The following is an 18,857-nucleotide window of genomic DNA, read 5'->3' as shown; positions in this document are numbered from 1 at the left end:
GCAGGGCGGCAGACCTGCCCGCCGAGCCCGTCGTGGGACAGCAGAGCCCCGAAGAAAGAGGGGCGGAAGGCCTAGATGTGGTGGGTCCCGTACCGGATGACTTCGATGGGGACCATGGAACGTCGCACGGGCAGCGAGGCGCCGGGGCCGGCGTTGATGCGGTCGATCAACATCTGGCCGGCCCTGCGTCCGATCTCGTCGGCGTCGTAGGACGCGATCGTCAGCGGGAGCCCGAGGACGTCCGCGAGGTCGAAGTCGTCGAATCCGGCGAGCGACACCGGAACGTCGAGCGTGCGGACGGCTCGGACGGCACCCTGGGTGAGACGGTTGTTGGTGCAGAAGAGGGCAGTAGGCGCATCGGGCTGCTGCAGCAGGGACACGGCGGCGCGTTCGGCTGCGGCCACGTCGGAAGGGCCGCGGCGGATGGTGCGCTCGTCGGGCTCCAGGCCGGCTTCCTCGTGTGCGGCCCAGTAGCCGCGGAACCTTTCGGCGCCGGTGTAGAGCGCCGGCGGGTTGCCGAGGAACCCGATGTGCCGGTGACCGTCCTCGATGAGCCGGCTGGTCGCCGCCTCGGCTCCGCCGAAGTCGTCCACGAGTACGCAGTCGGCTTCCATGCCCGCCGGCGGCCGGGCGGCGAGGACGAGGGGCATGCCGCGCAACGCGGCCGGGGTCAGGTGCCGGTGGCTGCCGCTGGCGGGCACCACGATCATCCCGTCGACCTGGCTGGCGGCGAGATCCTCCACCAACCCCCGCTCCCGGTCGACCTGTTCGGCGGTGTTACCGAGCAGGACCCGCAGGCCGTGGGCGTAGGCGACCTCTTGGACGCCGAGCGCGAGTCGTGAGTAGAAGGGGTTGGCCAGGTTGGTGACGACAAGACCGATCATCCCGCTGCCGCCGACCCGCAGACGGCGGGCGGTTTCGTTGCGCCGGTAGCCGAGCGCGTCGACGGCGCTCAGCACCCGCTGCCTGGTGGCCTCGGTGACCTGGGGGTCGTCCTTGAGGACCCGGGAGACGGTCATCGCGCTGACCTTGGCACGAGCGGCGACATCACGCATCGTCGGCGCGGCGGCGTCGCTCGGTCGGTGCTGCGCCACGGCCGGTCCTTCCTTCGTACCTTCGCGGGGTCATTGCCATCGGCGGGCTGCCGGAGCTGCGGGCGCCGTCATTCTAGAGAAGTTCTCCGCCTCCAATGCCGTCCGCACCGACCGGTGCCGGCCTGTGGCGAGGCGCAGCTGCCTTCTCACGGCGGAGCCACTCGGCAGGAGTCAGGAGGTACGGGGTGGGACGCGCCGGCTGCGGTCTCCCGCTCCTCCCCTGGGGTCCGAGGTTCCAGGGCCCAGTGAGCGGCGCCGATCAAGGGAGCGTCGTGAGGCCTTTGGGCCGAGCGAAGGTCCATGGCGGCGACGGCGGCAGCCGCTTCGTGCCCGGCGTTCTCGGCTCCGGTGGTGAGGCCCTCCCGCAGCGCCGGGCCGATGAGGTCCCAGGACGCGGCCATGGAGCCACCGACCACCATCACGTCCGCCCGGAACGCGCCGCACCACGGGGCCAGGGCACGCCCCAGCGTGCTGAAACATTCGAGGATCACGGCCGTGGCCTGCGGGTCCCCCGTGCGGGCCAGTGCGGCGACGTCGCTGACGTCCGGGCCCTGGGAGCCTTGTGCGAGGCCTGCGGCCCTGGCATACCGCGCGCGGATCGCCCGTCGCGAGATCACCTCCTCCAGGGGCAGCCCGTCGACGGTGATGCGATGGGCCCGTCCGTCGGGCGGCACAGCGAGGCCCTCGGTGACGGGCTGTCCGTCGAGCAGGAACGATGATCCGACGCCGGTGCCGAGCGTGATGCACACGGACCGGCTCCGCCCTTCTGCGGCTCCCCCGCGGTGCTCGCCGATGGCGAAGGCGTCGGCGTCGTTGAGGAAGCGGATGGTGCGCGGATCGGGCAGCCGCTCGCGCAGTTCCGCCCCGACGTCGACGTCGTGCAGCGACTCGAACTTGCCGATGCCGCGGAAGCGTCCGATCCCGGCGGCGTAGTCGAAGGGCCCGGGTACGGCGACGCCCCACTGCGCGTCGGCGGGCGCTGCCGTGTGCCGGGCAGCCGCGGCGAAGGAGTCGAGTATCTCCGCGGCTCCCGCGTCGGCGGACACCGGCCTGCGCACGAGGGAATCGGCGACCGGCACACCGTTGGTCATGTCCACCACGGCGGCGGTGACATGCGTGCCGCCGATCTCCAGCACGGGCACCCGGGTCATGACGGCTTCACCAGGGACTTGACGACCTGTACGGGGCGTGCGCCAACGGGGTGCAGACGGTATCCGCCCACGGCTGCGGGCACGGTGAGGGTTTCGGCGAACGCCAGGTCGTGACGCCGGCCGTCGGCGGTCTCCACCACCACGCCGTCACCGGCGGCGACATTGAGGATGTGGAAACGGCCCTCGGTGTCGTCTTCGGCCGGCCCCGTTCCCTCCAGCACCAGGCGGTGGACCGCGTAGAACATCTCGGGCAGTGCGCCCAGGATCTCCTCACGCCAGCCCGCGCCCTCGCGCCGGACACGCGGCTGCGGGACGAGGTCCTCGACGACCTCGGTACCGCGCCGGTCGGCATCGAGGTTGGCGAAGGCGTGAGCGTGCGACAACGGCCTGGGCACCCCGGAGTTGGAGCGGCGCAGCCAGTCGTAGAAGCGCAGCGAATAGAGGTAAGGCGTGGCGCTGATCTCCAGCACGAGGTTGCCCGCGCCCGATGCGTGCGGGGTGCCGGCCGGGATCATGAACAGTTGGCCGGGGTCGGCGGGGAACGTCTGGACGTGGTCCTCGACGTGCAGCGGCGTGCCGTGCGCCGCCGACGCCTCGACTTCCTTGCGGAGGATGTCCACGTCCGTACTCTGCCGCAGCCCGAGGAAGACCTGGGATCCGGGGTCGCTCGCCGTGACGTAGTAGGTCTCGTGCTGGGTGTAGGACCAGCCGAAGTTCTCCCGCATGTACTGCTCCTGCGGGTGGCAGTGCAGCGAGAGGTTGCCGCCCCCGACCGTGTCGAGGTAGTCGAAACGGATGGGGAACGAGGTGCCGTAGCGTGCGTGCACGTCAGCGCCGAGGAACCGTTCGGGGTGCAGGACGCACAGCAGCTGGAACGGCAGTTCCACCTGTGCCCCGGTGTCCTGGCCGACGAGGACGCCCGCTTCTGGGGCGATCAGCTCGTAGCCCAGTGCGGTGTTGCCGCCCTCGGGCTCGAAGCCGAGCTGCTCGGCGGCCCACTTTCCGCCCCAGGCGGTGGAGTTGAAGTACGGGCGGGTGCGTACCGGCTGCTGGGCGAGAGCGGTCAGGGTGGCGCGGAATGCCTCGCCGTCCAGGGAGGCGGGGGCCTGCGGGTTCTGCACGTCGACCCAGCGGTCGATGGTGGGCGCCAGTGCGTCGCGGTGGCGGTCGGCGACCGGCCAGTCGGTGTAGAAGAGGCGGCGCAGTTCGCCGGGGACGTCGGGGTGCCCTAGGTTGACGCCGACGGGCAGTGTTCCGGAGGCCACGGCGGCCTCGGCGTACCGCTTGGGCAGGTCGGCCCACCAGAGCAGGTCGGGCGAGCACAGGGCGGAGCCGGGGCCGAAGACCAGCAGAACGCCACTCGCGGGCCGATCGACGCTGAGCGGGCCCTCGAAGAGGTCGGCCATGTCGAACTCGGCGAGCGGCAGGAAGAAGACGTCACCGCCGTCACGCGGGGTGCACAGCCGCTCGACGGCTGCCGGTGACCAGCGCTCGCGCACATCCAGGACCGCCACCTCGGTGCCCTGCGCGCGCAGGGCGGCGGCGAGCCCCTGTGCTGCCGCGTTCCAGTCCAGGGCCGCCGGTCCGTCCAGGGCGAGCACGGTCGGCCGGTCGGGCAGGGTCGCCGCGGCTTCGTTCCACCCCGTGACCACGGTGCCGGTGGCCGCCGGGTAGCGGGGGTTGTGTTCGTAGGGGCGGGGCGCTGAGTGCACGGGTACTCCAGGAGAGGTGAGCGGGGGCAGCCGGAATGTTATCGATACCAAACAGAGTGCACGAGAAGAACGCTCAGCGGCAAGTCATAACCGCTGCCAGGGACGGCACACAGACGGATTCCCGAAACAAAGTCTTGTTTCGGCCTCATGGTGTCGTTAACATCCTGGCCATCCGAACCGCCGATGCCGTGCGGTACGGCGAGATCTCGCGGAGGGCGTAACGCCCTCTCACCCACCACACCCCAGAGCCAGGGATCCCCGACGGGATCCGCAGGGAAGGGCACCCATGAGATCAATCGGCGGGGCGACGCAGTGGCCGCCCCACCCGCTCGGCCGACGCAGCGTCCTTGCGGGCATCGGAGCGGGCGCCGCGGTCGCGCTGGCCGGCTGCGCCCGGGGCGACAGCACCGCGGTGAAGCCGGGGACCACCTCGCTCGCCAACGACAACGCCACCTGGGACCAGGGCTATGTCGCGGCCGGGCGAGAGCTCAAGAAGCTCACCGGTTACGCGCTGCGGCCGCTGTCCAACCCGAACCCCACGTCGTACAAGCAGGTCACGCAGATCTCGCTGCAGACGACCAAGGCCACCGACATGATCAAGTGGGCCTCGGGCTACTTCCTCAAGTCGCTGGCCCGCACCGGGGAGCTCAGCGACCTCTCCTCGGTATGGGCCGATTACGAGGACAAGGAGTGGGTCACCCCTCAGGCCCGTGAGTCGATGTCCTACCGCGGCGCCGTCTACGGGATACCCCTCTACGAGTCGTACTACGTCCTGTTCTACAACACGGCCCTCTTCCGCAAGCACGGACTGCGCGCTCCCGACACCTGGGACGAACTGCTGCACAACGCCGAGGTGCTGAAGAAGGCCGGAGTCATCCCGTTCGTCGCCACCCAGACCGGCAACTGGCCCGCCTACGAGTGGTTCCAGGAGCTGGTCAGCAAGGTGGATCCCGACTTCTACGCGGAGCTGATCAGCGGGAAGGCGCACTACACCGACCCGCAGGCGCACAAGGCACTGCAGATCTGGCAGGACTTCATGCGCAAAGGCTGGATGACACCGGCGGACTTCGACCAGAACAACGGCCCCGCCGCACTGAAGTCAGGACGCGTCGGCATGTTCCTGCACGGCTCGTGGCAGTCGCAGGGCATCGCTGCCACGGGCATGAAGCCGGGCACGGACTTCGACGCCTTCGTGCTGCCCCCCGTCGAATCATCCACCCGCCGCTCCGTGATCACCGAGTCCGGCGTGCTCGCCGTCCCGCGCAAGGCCGTTTCACACGACGCGGCGATGGCCAACGCGGCGAACTGGCTCGACCCGAAGGTCCAGCAGGTGTGGACCGGCTTCCTGCAGGACGCCTCGGCCAATCCGCGCTCCCGGCCGGGCAACCCGGTGATGGCGAGCCTCAAAGAGCGTGCACGCAAGGAGCGTTGGGCACAGCTTCCCCGCTACGGCGAGTCCGGCCCGCCCAACCTCATCCAGGGAAACACCGATGACCTGGGCAGTTTCATGACGGGCGCATCCTCCCCGCAGGCCACCTTGCGCAGCATGGCCGGCCGGGCGGCGAAGGAATGGGCCGCGTGGGAGAGGGACGAAGCATGAGTTCTTCCGTCGAACAACGGCAACCGCTGCTTCCCGGACCTGGCTCCTCCCCCGATCCGCACCCCGCAGCCCCCACGCCCGCGCGCCGCCGCCCCCGGCGGCTGACGGGCAAGCTGGCCGCGACCGGATTCCTGGCCCCCGCCGTGCTCTTCGTGAGCGCCCTGCTGCTGCTCCCGTTCGCCACCACCGTCTACCGCAGCTTCTTCGACGACCGGCGCATCTCCGGCTTCGCCGGACTCGACAACTACCTGCTCTTCCTCAACGATCCGACGCTGACCCGGTCGATCCAGAACACCTTGATGTGGGTGGTCGGCTCAGTCGCCCTGCCGATGGTGCTTGGCCTGGCCATCGCGGTGCTGACACACAGCGGCGGATGGTCCCGTGTGGCCCGCCTGCTCGTCGTCCTTCCCTATGCCCTGTCCGGATCAGCCGTCGCGGTGGTGTGGAACTTCGTCCTCACCACCGACGGCGCCGCGAACCAGGTGCTCACGGCGTTCGGCCTCGATGCCTTCGCCCAGGGATGGCTCCTCGAATGGCCCGGCAACACACTGGTCATGATCATCGCCAACACCTGGCAGGCCGCGGGCGTCGCGGTGATCCTCTTCCTGGTCGGCCTGCAGACCATCCCGCCCGAGACCCTGGAGGCCGCCTCCCTGGACGGTGCGGCGGGCTGGCGGAAGTTCTGGTACGTCGTCCTGCCCCAGCTGCGGACCGTTTCGGTGATCGTCGTCGGGACCAGCCTGGTCGGCGGCCTCAAGTCCTTCGACCTGATCTGGGTGCTCACCCAGGGCGGGCCCGGCCGGCAGTCGGAGACGCTCGCGGTCTCGATGTACCAGGAGACCTTCCTCGCCCTGCACCCCGGAGCAGGCGCGGCGGTCGCGGTCGTCCTCACCGCGATCGTGCTCCTCGCGTCGTGGCTGTACCTGCGGCGCCAGCTGACTCCGAAAGGCCACTGATCATGCCTACTCGCACCCCGCGCAGAAGTGCCCCACGGCCGCGGCCCACGGCGGGCCGAATCGTGCGCAACACGACCCTGGTGATCATCTCCCTGGTCTGGGCACTGCCCACCTGGCTGCTGCTCGTCAACGCCTTGGTGCCGGCCGCCGACTACAGCGGCGCGCCCCACTGGTGGCCGCAGGGGTTCGGCCTCTTCGACAACATGTCGCAAGCCTGGACGCAGGCGGAACTGGGCCCCGCCATGGGCAACAGCCTCCTCTACGCCGTCACCAGCGCCGCGGCCGCCATCCTGGTGGCCACCACGGCCGCCTTCGCGACCGTCATCATGCCGGTCAAGCACAAGACCCTGTGGTTCTGGCTCATCTACTCCGGAACCCTGCTGCCGCTCCAGGTCTTCCTGCGCCCCCTCTTCCTGGCCTACGCCGACACCGGCCTCTACGACGCCCAGTTCGGACTGTTCCTGGTGTACGTGGCGATCGCCATCCCGTTCGCGTACTTCATCATGCGCAACTTCGCGCTGACCCTCGCGCCGGAGATCATCGAGGCCGCCCGGATGGACGGTGCCTCCTGGTGGCGGATCTTCTGGCAGATTCACGTGCCGCTGTCCCGGTCCGCCATGGTGGCCGCCTTCGTCTTCCAGTTCGTCGCCGTCTGGAACGACCTCCTGTTCGGCATCACGCTGTCCACCAGCAGCAACATCCGCCCCGTCATGGCCGCGCTGGCCGAACTCCAGGGCAACTACTCCAATGTCGGGCCGCCGGTCGTGCTCGGCGGCGCCCTGTTGGTCTCACTGCCGACCGTCGTCCTGTTCTTCTCCGCGCAGCGCTTCTTCGTCAGCAGCCTCAAGCTGCACGGCTGACCGCATCCCGGCCTGCGCTCACCGTTCCACCTTCCCGAAAGGCAGACCATGGTGAAGACACCCGTACGCGCCGCACTGGCCCTCGCCGTCCTCTCCGGAGCCCTGTGGGCGAGCCCCGCCGCCGCAGCCGGCAACGACAAGAAGACCGCCCCCTCCACCTGGGCCCACCGGGCCGAGGCCAGCTACAACTCCCTGCAGCAGCACCTCTATCAGGGCCCCCAGGAGCACGGCCTGTACCTGGAGAAGACACCGCGTACGGAAGAGGAGAACCCGCACTCGTACATCTGGCCCCTGCGCGAGGCGGCGGCCGCCACCGTCGACATGTCCGAACTGCCGCGTAACGGTGCCCGCTACGACCGGGACGCGGCCGAGCGCTTCGAGACACTGCGGCTCTACTTCAACCCCCGTGACAGCAGGCCCGGATACGACTCCTACCTGCCCGCCCCGCTCGGACAAGGCGGCGATGTCTTCTACGACGACAACGCCGTCGTCGGGCTCAGCTTCCTCGACCAGTACCGGGCCACCGGGAAGAAGCTCTACCTCGAGCGGGCGGCGGAAACCTACCGAGTCGTCACCCGGGCATGGGACACGGACCCGGCCAAGCCGTGCGCGGGCGGCATGCACTGGGTCGACTCCGCGAACAACTACATGCGCGCCGCGAACGTCACAGGCCTCTCCGCCCAACTGGCAGCGGAGCTCTACGCCATCGTGCGCGACGACCGGTACCTCGCGAGCGCCAAGAAGTGGTACGAGTGGAACTGGTCGTGCCTGCGCAGCTCCCCCGGCCTGTACAACAACAGCCGCGACGACGACGGCACCGTCAACAAGACGCTGTGGTCCTACAACTCCGGCGCGATGATCGGGACCGCGACCACGCTCTACCGCGCCACCGGGGAGCGCCGCTACCTCGACCAGGCCGTAGAGGACGCCGACGGCTCGCTCGCGTACTGGAAGAAGGACGACCGGCTGCACGAACAGCCGGCCATCTTCAACGCCTTCTACTTCGACAACCTCCGCATCCTCAACGACGTACGGCCCAACAGCGACTACCGCAAGGTGGCCGCCACCTACGCCGAACAGACCTGGCAGGAGAACCGGACGCCCGCCGACGGCCTCTTCCGCTTCCAGCCCTCCGGCGGCGGAGACCACGCCCCGGACGCACAGGCCGAAACCCTCCACCAGTCCGCGATGATCCAGATCTTCGCCGGGCTCGCCACCGACCGCTCCTGATCCCTCGCCGCCCCCGCCTCGAACAGCACGTCCCGGCACCACACACGAGTGGAGACTTCTTCCATGCCCCGCCCCGCACTTGCCCGTCCCTCCTGGTGGGACTCGAACATGGCCCGAGACATCCTGCGCGAACGCGCGGTGTCCTCCGAGGGGCTCCTCGCAGGACACCGGATCAGGTTCTCCTGCGAACCTCTCCTGCGCCACGACGGCACAGGCGGCTTGCTCCAGTCCGTCCGCGTGACGGCACCCCGGCCGCTCACCCGCGCCCGCGTCACCACCATCGCCGGAAGCGCACTGCGGTGCGACGTCCTCGCCGGGCCGGGTACGGACACGCGCCTGCTGGTTCCGGAAGTCGACGCTCCCACACCCGTCCTGGTCGAGCTGCCCGAGTTGGCCGAGGGGGAGACCATCGAGGTCCTGTTGACCCCCCAGCGCCACTGGACACTCCACCTGGTCCAGCACGCACACCTGGACATCGGCTACACAGACCCCCAGAGCACCGTGCTCGCCGAGGGACGCAAGTACCTCGACTCCCTGCTCGAACTGTGCCGAACCACGGACGACTGGCCGGACGAGTCGAAGTTCCGCTGGGCGGTCGAGGGCTTCTTCAGCTACGAGAACTGGGCACAGAACCGGCCCCCGCGCCTGGTCGCGGAATTCCTGGACCGTGTCCGCGCGGGACGCATCGAACTGGCCGCGATGCCCTTCAACCTCCACACCGAGACATGTTCCACCGACGAGCTCCACGAACTCCTGCGCCCCATACGCGAGTTGCGCGCCCAGCACGGGATCGATATCACCACGGCCATGCAGACGGACGTACCGGGACAGGTCGTCGGCCTGCCCGACGTCCTGACGGACAGCGGGATCCGCTACCTCTCGGTCGCCCACAACTGGGCCGGACGCGCGGTACCGCACCACGTCGGGGGCGAGCAACTGCCGCGCCTGTTCCGTTGGCGGGCACCGAGCGGACGGGAAGTACTGGTGTGGCGCACGGACACCCCGCACGGCCTCGCCTACATGGAGGGGTCCATCCTCGGCTTCGACGAATCCTTCGACCGCGTCGACGACCTGTTGCCCCACTACCTCTCCGCGCTGGCGAACCACCAGTACCCGCACGAAGGCCGGGGAATCCCGGGATTCCCCATCCTGGACGAGGAGTTCAAGAGCGACCCCTACCCGTGGGACATCCTGCACCTGCGGGTCCTGGGCAAGTTCGCCGACAACGGTCCGCCACGCCGCATCATCGCGGACACCGTACGCCGGTGGAACGAGGAATGGGCCTTTCCCGTCCTGCGCACCTCACGCAACGAGGACTTCTTCACGGACGCGGAGGAACGGCTCGGCGACCGGCTCGAGACGTTCGAGGGCGACTGGACGGACTGGTGGGTCGACGGCGTCGGCGCAGGTGCCGTGCCGCTGGCGGCCACCCGCGACGGCCAGGCGGCGCTCGCCGACGCACAGACCCTCGCGGGCCACGCGCAGGTCCTGGGAGCGCCGGGCGGGGCCCGGATCACCGAAGCCGCGCCCGAGGTCTACCGAGCAGCCTCCCTGTTCAACGAGCACACCTGGGGCGCCGGCGACCCGTGGACCCACGGCGACCACGGCCACGCCTCGGGCGAGCGCCAGTGGCACTGGAAATACGCGCAGGCCCTCAACGCCCACGACGGGGCGCAGACACTCCGCGACGCCGCGAGCACAGCACTGGGGGATGTGCTGGCTCCGCGCGAAGGGACACTCGCCGGTTTCTACATCGTCAACACATGCAGCTGGGACCGGTCCGAGGCCGTACGGCTCTTCCTCCCGGAAAGCACCGTCCCCCTCGACGCGCCCGTCCAGGTCGTCGATTCGCGCGACGGCACCTCGCTGGAGGCGACCGAGGAAGCGCAGAGCAACGAACTGCACCGGGCCGCCGGCCGCTTCCTGCTGTTCAGGCTGCCCGACGTACCGGCCCATGGAGCGGTGCGCGTGGACATCGAACCCGCGTCCGCCGGCTCGGTCGAACTGTCCGCCGACTCGGCCGGACGGCCGGCCGAAGGCAACGCTCCCGCAGACACTTCCACGGTTCTGGAGAACGAATACCTGCGCGTCCACGTCGACCTGAAGTCCGCGTGCATCGGCTCGATCCTGGACAAGCGGACCGGAGCCGAGCTGGTCCGCCAGGACGCCACCGTCGGCTTCAACGGCTACCTGTACGACGAGTACGCGACGGCCGGCGGGTTCAATCACCAGTCGAGCAAGACGACAGCGGACGACTCCATGCATCTGCTGGCCACGCGGCAGACGGCACCCCCCACAGCCCTGCTGGAACGCACCACGGACGCGACGGGCGAGACGCTGGTCTACGAATGCGCCCCGGCCGGTGCCCGACGGCTACGGGTCAAGGTCCATCTGCCGCACGCGAGCGCACGAATCGACCTGGAGAACCGCATCGACAAGACCGCGACACTCACCAAGGAAAGTGCCTTCTTCGCCTTCCCGTTCGCGATGCGGTCCCCGGTCGTCCGCATGGAAGCGACCGGCGGAGTCACCGGTACGGGACTGCCCACGGTGCCCGGCTCGGCCCAGCACATGCGAGCGGTACGCCGCTGGGTCAGTCTGCAAGAGGAGGGCGTGAGCGCGACGTTGGCCACACAGGACGCGCCGCTGATCCAGATCGGCGGGATCGCCATCCCCTACGTGCCGTACCCGCAGTCCCTGGCTCAGGAGGAACCAGGGACGGTGTTCTCCTGGGTCCACAACAACATCTGGGACACCAACTTCCCCTCCCAGCAGGCATTTGACCACGTCTTCCGGTACAGCGTCGGATGGCAGGACACACCGGCCATCGGCGGTGCCGTGCTCGGCATGCGCACGGCCGCCGTCAGCAGCCGGCCTCTGGTCGCCGTACGGGCCCTTCGGGCTGCCGAAGCTGACCCCGGCACGTCCTACGCGCTACTGACCCTCGACGACCCCCGCGTACGGATCGTCGGTCTGACCGTGCCGGCGCCGGGACGTCTGCTGGTGCGCCTGCAGTCCTTCGCCGAGGAACCTGTCACCTGCCGACTCACTCCGGCATTCCCCATCCCTGACGGGGCGAAATTGGCCGACTACCTCGGCAGGGAGAGCACCACACTGCATGCCGACGCGGACGGCTCCCTGCCAGTACCTGTGCCTCGACTCGGCACCACAGCCATATCGCTGACGACACCGGACACCCCGTGAGGCCCGCACTGACACAGATCGTCAACTGAACGATTCTCACGGGGCTGTTCGCTGTCCGGGGCCTGCATAGGGTTTTGAGAAGGCGGTGGTGCGGCATGTGCGCACTCGATCCGCCGCCGCGCCGAGTGTTCAGGCGCACCCCCGCGAGAAGGAGACACACCCCCTATGCGCGCCCTTGTGGTCGATCACAGTGAAGCCGGACCCATACGGTTCGCCGATGTCGATGAGCCCGTACCGTCCGCCGGTGAGGCGTTGGTGGAGGTACGGCACATCGGTCTCAACTTCGGAGAGCTGAATTACGTGCGCCAGTGGCCGGCCGGCGCCGTGCACGGTCACGACGCGGCCGGCGTCGTGGTGCGCTCCGCATCCGACGGCTCGGGGCCGCCCGCGGGTACGCGCGTCGCGGTGGGAATGGCTCCGCACGCGTGGGCGGAGCGGGTGGCCGTCAGCCCTGCCTCGCTCGGCACGGTCCCTGAGGGTGTGGACCTGGCCGACGCCGCCGCGCTGGGGATCGCCGGAGTCACCGCACTCCGGGTGCTGCGCAAGCGTTCGCTGCTGGCGCGCGATGTGCTGATCACCGGCGCCAGCGGGGGCGTTGGGCACTTCGCCGTCCAACTGGCGGCGTTGGCGGGCGCCAGGGTGACGGCACTCGTCGGTTCGCCGGAGCGGGCCGCCGGGCTCCGCGAACTCGGGGCCGACAAGGTCCTGACCGAACTGGACGAGACCGGGGCCCGGTTCGACCTCGTCCTGGACACGGTCGGCGGGCCGCTGGTGGCCCAGGCGTGGAATTCCCTCGCTGAGGGCGGCACCATCCACCTGGTCGGTTACTCCTCAGGGCAGGAAACCACCTTCCCGCCAGGGGCCTTGTTCGGCTTCGGCGAACCCCGCAGCATCGCCACCTTCGGCGACATGACGCCGACCAGCGGGGACTTGACGGACCTGCTGGGCCTCATGGCCGCCGGGAGGCTTTCGGCGCCGGTCGGACTGCGAGGCGACTGGCAGGACGTGGACGCCGCCGTCAAGGCGCTGTTCGCGCGGAAGGTGCACGGAAAAGTCATTCTTGACGTGGCCTGAGGCTGGGGAGAGGACCCCGAACCGCCCAACGGCGGGCGAGGCGCCCGGTGGACGAGAATGGACCCATGGATGTGCTGGCGGAGGTCTTGCGTGTTTCGGGTGCGCGTGGGGCGCTCGGGGTCATGCTGAAGGCCGGAGGAATCTGGGGCCTGCGGCTGGACTCCTCGCCAGGAGCGGCACTGCACGTGGTGTCCCGCGGCACCATGTGGCTCCACGTCCCGGGCGAGAAACCTCTTCCGGTGCAGGCCGGAGACGCCGTCCTGGTGTCGCCGGGCACCGCACACGGGATAGCCGGCGGCGCCGGCATGACGTTGGGTTCCTGCGACCGTGCGGCGGCGGCCCGGTCTTTCGGCGATGGCAGGGCCCTGCGCCTGGGCTCGGCGCCGGTGCAGACGGAAGTGATCGTACTGCGCTACGAGCAGGACCCGGAGGTGCGTACACCGGTGCTCACCTCTCTCGCTCGGCCGATGCACGTCACAGCCCGGGAGAACGCGCAGCTCAGAAGGACCGTCGAACTTCTCGCCGCGGAGCTCGCACAGCCGCAGATCGGCACCACCGCCGCCGTGAACAGCATCGTCGACCTTCTGCTCGTCCAGTTCGTACGCGCCTGGCTGGCCCGCCACCCGCAGGAGCAGTCCGGCTCATGGCTGGGAGCGATGCGTGATCCGGTCGTGCGCGAGGCTCTGGCCTGTGTCCACGCCCAGCCGGGGCACCCCTGGACCACGGAGACCCTGGCCGCCGCGACGCGCGTTTCCCGGGCGACGCTGTCGAGGCGCTTCCGGTCCGCCCTCGGACAGACACCGGGCGCGTACGTGACGCAGTGGCGCATCGACCTGGCATCCGTCCGGCTCCGCGACACCGATGAGCCGGTCGAGTCGATCTCCGGCGCGGTCGGATACGCCTCTCCGCACGCCTTCAGCCGCGCCTTCAGACGTGCCCGAGGTACGGCCCCGGGTGAGTATCGCTCTCGACTTCGCGAGTGAGTGTACGTAGGCGACGACCGCCGGCGTCAGGTGGGCGCGACGGCGTCACGTGGGCGCAACGGCGTCACGTGGGCGCAACAGCCGAAGTCCAGCGCCCGCCCCCGCTCTGTCGTGCCGTGCGGAGCCCCGAGTGCGAACTCCCGTTCCCGAGGGAGGTACATTGCGTAGTGACCACCGCGGGAGCTCGGGAGTAGCCGGGCTGAGAGGGCGGACGGGACTTGATCCCCTTTCCGCCGACCGCATGAACCTGGACCGGGTAATGCCGGCGTAGGAAGGGTGTTGACGATGGAGAGTGCCTCCATACCTGCCCAAAACGGCCCTGCCGTCTCCCGTGCTGCCGTAGCGGACGTGATCGCGGCCCTGCGGACCTCCGCACCCCTTGTGCACTGCCTGACCAACGTCGTGGCGTCGCAGTTCACCGCCAACGTGCTGCTCGCGGCAGGAGCGGCCCCCGCGATGGTGCACAGCGCGGAGGAAGCCGGAGCACTGGCCCGAGTGGCCGGAGGTGTCCTGGTCAACCTGGGGACGGTGACTTCCGTGACGGCGGAGGCGATGCGCGTCGCGGTCAAGGAAGCGGCCGGCGCCGGGCGCCCGTGGGTGCTCGACCCGGTGGCGGTCGGCCCGCTGCCCTGGCGCACCGAGCTGGCCCGCGAACTCCTGGAGAGCGCAACCCCGGCGGTCGTTCGCGGCAACCCTTCCGAGATCCTGGCGCTGGACGGCGGCGGCACGGGCGGGCGCGGCGTGGACAGCACGGACACCCCCGAAGCGGCGCTGGCCGCGGCCACCGCGCTGAGCCGACGCTACGGCTGCGCGGTCGCCGTGAGCGGTCCTGAGGACGTCCTCACCGACGGGACGCGAGTGGTGCGGGTGAGCAATGGGCACCCGCTGCTGCCTCTGGTGACGGGAACCGGCTGCTCGCTCGGCGCCCTGGTCGCCGCCTGCACAGCCGTCACCGGAGACGCGCTGCTGGCCGCCACTGCCGCGACCGCCCTGCTCACAGTGGCCGCGGAGAGCGCCGCCACCCGCTCGACAGGTCCCGGCACGTTCGCGGTCGCGCTGATCGACGCGCTGTACGAGCTCAGCCCGGACCGGCTCGCCGGGGCTCTCAACCTGCGTTGAGCTCGCGGGTGTTGGGGATGTTGCGGGGTTTTGCGGTGGGCGGTCGGCCTGGGTGTCAGCGGCTGGTCAGCCGCTAATCAGCCGCTGATCAGCCCCCGCCCGCCCAGGGGGGCGACCCCAACACCAAGTCTGCCAGCCCCCTCGGACACACACCCTCACCCCTGTGGATAACTCAAGGTTCCCGCACGTCAGGGGCCCTCCCCCTTCCCTACACCTCTTTCCCCAGCACCTCTTCCCCAGCACCTCCCGATGCGTCTCCCACGCCGCCGCGCCCTCCCGCGGCCGGTAGACCCCAAGGAGCACCCATGCGACCACCACTCGACCTGTCCCTGTACCTCGTCACCGACACCCGGCTCTGCGGCGAGCGCGGCGTCGCCGTCACCGTGGCAGCCGCCGTCAAGGGTGGTGTCACCGCTGTCCAGTTGCGCGATCCGGAAGCGGACGCCCGCACGCTGTGTGCGCTCGGCCGGTCGATCCAGGCTGAACTCGCGGGCACCGGGGTCCCCTTGATCGTCAATGACCGCCTGGACGTGGCGGTCTGGCTGGGCGCGGACGGCGTCCACCTTGGGCAGCGGGACGGCTCCCCCACGACCGCCCGGCGCCAGCTCGGCCCTCACGCGTACGTCGGCCTGTCCGTCAGCCGCCCCGAACAGCTGACGCACGTACCCGATGCCGTCGACCACCTCGGTGTCGGTCCGGTGTTCCCGCAGTCCACCAAGCCGGACGCGGACACCCCGCTCGGTCTGGACGGCCTGGCCCGCATCGTCCGGGAGAGCCCGCTGCCCTGCGTGGCCATCGGCGGGATCGGCGCGTCCGAGGCCGCCGCCGTCAGGGCAAGTGGCGCGGCCGGGATCGCTGTCGTCAGCGCGGTCTGCGGGCAGCCCGACCCCGAGACCGCGGCCCGTTCCCTTGCCCACACCCTGCGACCGGAGGTCTCCGCGTGACCAGCCCGCCCATCGCCCTCACCATCGCCGCCAGCGACCCCTCCGGCGGCGCCGGGATCCAAGCCGACCTGAAGGCGTTCTCCGCAAACGGCGCGTACGGAACGGCAGTTCTGACCGCCCTGACCGCACAGAACACCCAGGGAGTCACCGGCATCCACGCCGTCCCCCCGGAGTTCGTCACCGAGCAGCTCGACACGCTGTTCGCCGACGTGGCGGTGGACGCCGTCAAGATCGGAATGCTGGCCGACGCCGCCATCGCCGCAGCCGTCGCGGACGCACTGGAACGGCACCGCCCCCGGTACGTCGTCCTTGACCCCGTCATGGTCTCGACCAGCGGTCACCGCCTCCTCGAGGCCGATGCGGTGACGGTGCTCCGCGACCGGCTCCTGCCGCTCGCCGATCTCATCACCCCGAACCTCCCCGAGGCCGGCGACCTCCTCGGCGCCGCCTCCGCGACGAACCGCACCGAAGCCGTCGAGCAGGCCCGCGCACTCCTCAAGACCGGCGCCAGGCGCGTCCTCCTCAAGGGCGGCCACCACACCCACGACGCCGAGTCCGTCGACATCCTCGTCGACTCCACGCACGCCACAGACGCCCATGGCACGGGCGTCACCGAGCTGTCCGCACCTCGCGTGAACACGCGGAACACCCACGGCACCGGCTGCACCCTCTCCGCCGCGATCGCCGCCCTCCGCCCTCGGAGCGACGACTGGCAGACCGCTGTCCGCGCCGCGAAGGACTACCTGACCGGGGCGCTGCGGGCAGCCGACACCCTGCGCGTCGGCCACGGCCACGGCCCCGTCCACCACTTTCACCAGTACTGGAGCTGAGCACCATGACCACGACCTTCTGCGACGAGCTGTGGACGGCCACGGCCGAGATACGTACGGCCATCGACAAGCTGCCGTTCGTCACCGGCCTCGGCGACGGCACCCTGGACCGGGAGAAGTTCGTCTACTACCTGGCCCAGGACGCCCATTACCTGCGCGGCTACGCCCGCGCGCTGGCCGGCGCCGCCGCGAAGGCGGACCGGCCGCAGGACATCGCGTTCTTCGCGAAGTCCGCCCACGACGCCGTCGCCGTCGAAAGCTCCCTGCACGAGACCAACGTCGTCGACGTCGATGCCTGGACCCCCTCCCCCACCTGCACCGGCTACACCTCCTACCTGCTCTCCGTCGCCCACACCCAGGGCTACCCGGAGCTGGCCGCCGCGGTCCTGCCCTGCTTCTGGATCTACGCCGAGGTGGGCCGGGCACTGCTCGAACAGGCCGGTGACCTCGCTGTCCATCCGTACGGCGACTGGATCGGCACGTACGCCGACGACGAGTTCGAGGCCGCCACCGAACACGCCCGACAGATCGTCAACCGGCTCGCCGACCAGGCCGACCCGACCACCCGCGCACGGATGCGTACGGCGTTCACCACCGCGTCCACTTGGGAGTGGATGTTCTGGGACGCCGCCTGGCGCGTGGAGTCCTGGCCGTTCGACGCCGCTCCCGCCCAGGTCTCGGAGCCCGCGAAGTGACGATCACCACCGAACCCGCCACCCCGACACCGGACCCGGCACCGGCGAACGAGGCGCCGCTCACCCTCGACCAGCCCACCCCCAAGGTCCTGACCGGCCTTGACCAAGGCACCTTCTGGGCCAACCTGGGCGTCAGCCTGCTCGGCTTCAGCGGCATGCTGGTCGTCCTCGACCCGCTGGGCACCGGCAGTCCGACCTTGTCGTTCGCCGCCGCCGTCACCGCGTCCGTCGTCGGCACCCTGATCGGCACCGCCGCCCTCGGCCTCGCCGCCATCACCGGGGCGCGTACCGGCGCGCCCTCGATGGTGCTGCTGCGCGGCCTGTTCGGCGCGAAGGCGTCCTACCTGCCCACCGTCCTCAACGTGCTCCAGATGGTCGGCTGGGCCGTCTTCGAGCTGGTGGTCATCTCCACCGGCTTGAAGATCCTGGCCCGCCAGGCCTTCGGCGAACCGGGCCCCGGCTGGCTGTACGTGCTCGTCGCGGGCGCGGTCACCACAGCACTCACACTGCGCCCGCTCGGCGCCCTGCGCATCATCCGTCGCTACGTCACCATCGCCGTCGTCCTGGCCATCGCTTACCTGGGCTGGGACCTGGCCGGCCGCGGTATCCCGATGGAGGGCGGCTCCTGGAAGGACTTCTGGTTCGCCGCCGACAGCGTGATCGCCGTGTCGATCTCCTGGCTGCCGTTGGTCGCCGACTACTCACGCCACTCCCGCAGCGAGAAGGCGGCGTTCGGTGGCCTGGTCATCGGCCAGACCCTCGCGGGCGTCGCGGGCTCGGTCCTCGGCGTGGCCGCCCTCGCGATGATCGCGTTCGACAGCACCGACCCGTACAAGGTCTTCGATCCGTTCACCGCCACGAGCGTCGGCGTGATCTGTTTCGGGGTACTGGTCCTGCGCGAGGTCGACCAGTCCTTCGCCAACGTCTACTCGACCGCCGTGTCCGCCCAGAACCTGCTGCCCCGGGCGGACCGCCGCATCCTGTGCCTGATCAGCGGCACCCTGGCCACCGCCCTGGCGCTTCTGGTGAACATGGACAGCTACGCCAGCTTCCTCTACCTGATCGGTGCTGTCTTCATCCCGATGTTCGCCGTCCTCGTCGTGGACTTCTTCGTACTCGGCGGCCACCGCACCTGGGATGTCTCCGAACAGGCCCCCACCCGCTGGGTCATGCTTCTGCCCTGGACACTCGGCTTCGCCACCTACCAACTGATCGCACCCACGAACATCGCCGGCTGGTCCGACTTCTGGGCCTGGCTGCAGGACACCGTGGGCCTCACCGTCCAGCCATGGATGAGCGCCTCCCTGCTCTCCTTCGCGGTAGCTGCCCTCGCCACCCTCGCTGTGGGCCGCAGGCGTCGGCGCGTTGCGACGTAGCCTTCGAAGTTGAGGTGGAACCGGCTGCG

15 protein-coding genes and 1 riboswitch are annotated in these 18,857 nt (G+C 70.0%); of the genes, 12 read left to right on the top strand and 3 right to left on the bottom strand.

From position 1 onward, the window contains the following. Window positions 1–71: 71 nt before the first annotated feature. The 3 genes from ACIBCK_RS34845 to ACIBCK_RS34835 all read right to left on the bottom strand — a co-directional run bounded on the left by ACIBCK_RS34845 (window position 72) and on the right by ACIBCK_RS34835 (window position 3,957). Window positions 72–1,055, bottom strand: a complete 984-nt coding sequence (locus ACIBCK_RS34845) for a LacI family DNA-binding transcriptional regulator (protein WP_399396991.1) — start codon at window positions 1,053–1,055, stop codon at window positions 72–74. A gap of 185 nt (window positions 1,056–1,240) precedes the next feature. Beyond that, window positions 1,241–2,245 carry an ROK family protein gene (locus ACIBCK_RS34840; RefSeq protein WP_399396788.1) on the bottom strand — a complete coding sequence of 335 codons (1,005 nt, stop codon included), beginning with the start codon at window positions 2,243–2,245 and terminating at the stop codon, window positions 1,241–1,243. Further along, window positions 2,242–3,957 carry a class I mannose-6-phosphate isomerase gene (locus ACIBCK_RS34835; protein WP_399396787.1) on the bottom strand — a complete coding sequence of 572 codons (1,716 nt, stop codon included), beginning with the start codon at window positions 3,955–3,957 and terminating at the stop codon, window positions 2,242–2,244. Before ACIBCK_RS34835 ends, ACIBCK_RS34840 begins: the two co-directional genes overlap by 4 nt. 286 nt (window positions 3,958–4,243) lie before the next feature. On the opposite strand from ACIBCK_RS34835, the gene ACIBCK_RS34830 reads away from it, so the two are divergent. From ACIBCK_RS34830 to ACIBCK_RS34775, 12 genes are all read left to right on the top strand, one after another. Continuing rightward, on the top strand, window positions 4,244–5,557 hold the full coding sequence (locus ACIBCK_RS34830) for an ABC transporter substrate-binding protein (protein WP_399396786.1): 1,314 nt from the start codon (window positions 4,244–4,246) through the stop codon (window positions 5,555–5,557). After that, window positions 5,554–6,513, top strand: coding sequence for a carbohydrate ABC transporter permease (locus ACIBCK_RS34825; protein ID WP_399396784.1), 960 nt, complete (start codon window positions 5,554–5,556; stop codon window positions 6,511–6,513). The genes ACIBCK_RS34830 and ACIBCK_RS34825 overlap by 4 nt, the downstream gene beginning before the upstream one ends. Before the next feature lie 2 nt (window positions 6,514–6,515). Further along, a complete protein-coding gene (locus ACIBCK_RS34820; protein ID WP_399396783.1) occupies window positions 6,516–7,373 on the top strand; it encodes a carbohydrate ABC transporter permease in 858 nt (285 codons plus the stop codon). Between the two features lie 48 nt (window positions 7,374–7,421). Further along, entirely contained in the window at window positions 7,422–8,603 is a 1,182-nt protein-coding gene (locus ACIBCK_RS34815; RefSeq protein ID WP_399396782.1) for a glycoside hydrolase family 76 protein, read from the top strand. A gap of 63 nt (window positions 8,604–8,666) precedes the next feature. Further along, entirely contained in the window at window positions 8,667–11,807 is a 3,141-nt protein-coding gene (locus tag ACIBCK_RS34810) for an alpha-mannosidase (protein ID WP_399396780.1), read from the top strand. Between the two features lie 165 nt (window positions 11,808–11,972). Then, on the top strand, window positions 11,973–12,881 hold the full coding sequence (locus ACIBCK_RS34805) for a zinc-binding dehydrogenase (protein WP_399396779.1): 909 nt from the start codon (window positions 11,973–11,975) through the stop codon (window positions 12,879–12,881). A gap of 65 nt (window positions 12,882–12,946) precedes the next feature. After that, window positions 12,947–13,864, top strand: coding sequence for a cupin domain-containing protein (locus ACIBCK_RS34800; RefSeq protein ID WP_399396778.1), 918 nt, complete (start codon window positions 12,947–12,949; stop codon window positions 13,862–13,864). 166 nt (window positions 13,865–14,030) lie between these two features. After that, a riboswitch (TPP riboswitch) is annotated at window positions 14,031–14,156 on the top strand. Next, the gene (thiM, locus tag ACIBCK_RS34795) at window positions 14,150–14,983 is read left to right on the top strand and encodes a hydroxyethylthiazole kinase (protein WP_399396777.1); all 834 of its coding nucleotides are present in this window, start codon (window positions 14,150–14,152) and stop codon (window positions 14,981–14,983) included. (Overlaps the previous riboswitch by 7 nt.) Before the next feature lie 305 nt (window positions 14,984–15,288). Next, the gene (gene thiE, locus ACIBCK_RS34790) at window positions 15,289–15,927 is read left to right on the top strand and encodes a thiamine phosphate synthase (RefSeq protein ID WP_399396776.1); all 639 of its coding nucleotides are present in this window, start codon (window positions 15,289–15,291) and stop codon (window positions 15,925–15,927) included. Continuing rightward, window positions 15,924–16,757, top strand: coding sequence for a bifunctional hydroxymethylpyrimidine kinase/phosphomethylpyrimidine kinase (gene thiD, locus ACIBCK_RS34785; RefSeq protein ID WP_399396775.1), 834 nt, complete (start codon window positions 15,924–15,926; stop codon window positions 16,755–16,757). Before thiE ends, thiD begins: the two co-directional genes overlap by 4 nt. Before the next feature lie 5 nt (window positions 16,758–16,762). Then, window positions 16,763–17,452: a thiaminase II gene (tenA, locus tag ACIBCK_RS34780; RefSeq protein WP_399396773.1), complete on the top strand. Its 690-nt coding sequence runs from the start codon at window positions 16,763–16,765 to the stop codon at window positions 17,450–17,452. Further along, a complete protein-coding gene (locus ACIBCK_RS34775; RefSeq protein WP_399396772.1) occupies window positions 17,449–18,828 on the top strand; it encodes a purine-cytosine permease family protein in 1,380 nt (459 codons plus the stop codon). The genes tenA and ACIBCK_RS34775 overlap by 4 nt, the downstream gene beginning before the upstream one ends. Window positions 18,829–18,857 lie beyond the last annotated feature (29 nt).

The sequence above is a fragment of the Streptomyces sp. NPDC051218 genome (assembly GCF_044455475.1).
Taxonomy (GTDB): domain Bacteria; phylum Actinomycetota; class Actinomycetes; order Streptomycetales; family Streptomycetaceae; genus Streptomyces.
The sequence above is the reverse complement of the archived record's forward strand: the minus strand, read 5'-3'. Positions and strand labels throughout refer to the sequence as shown.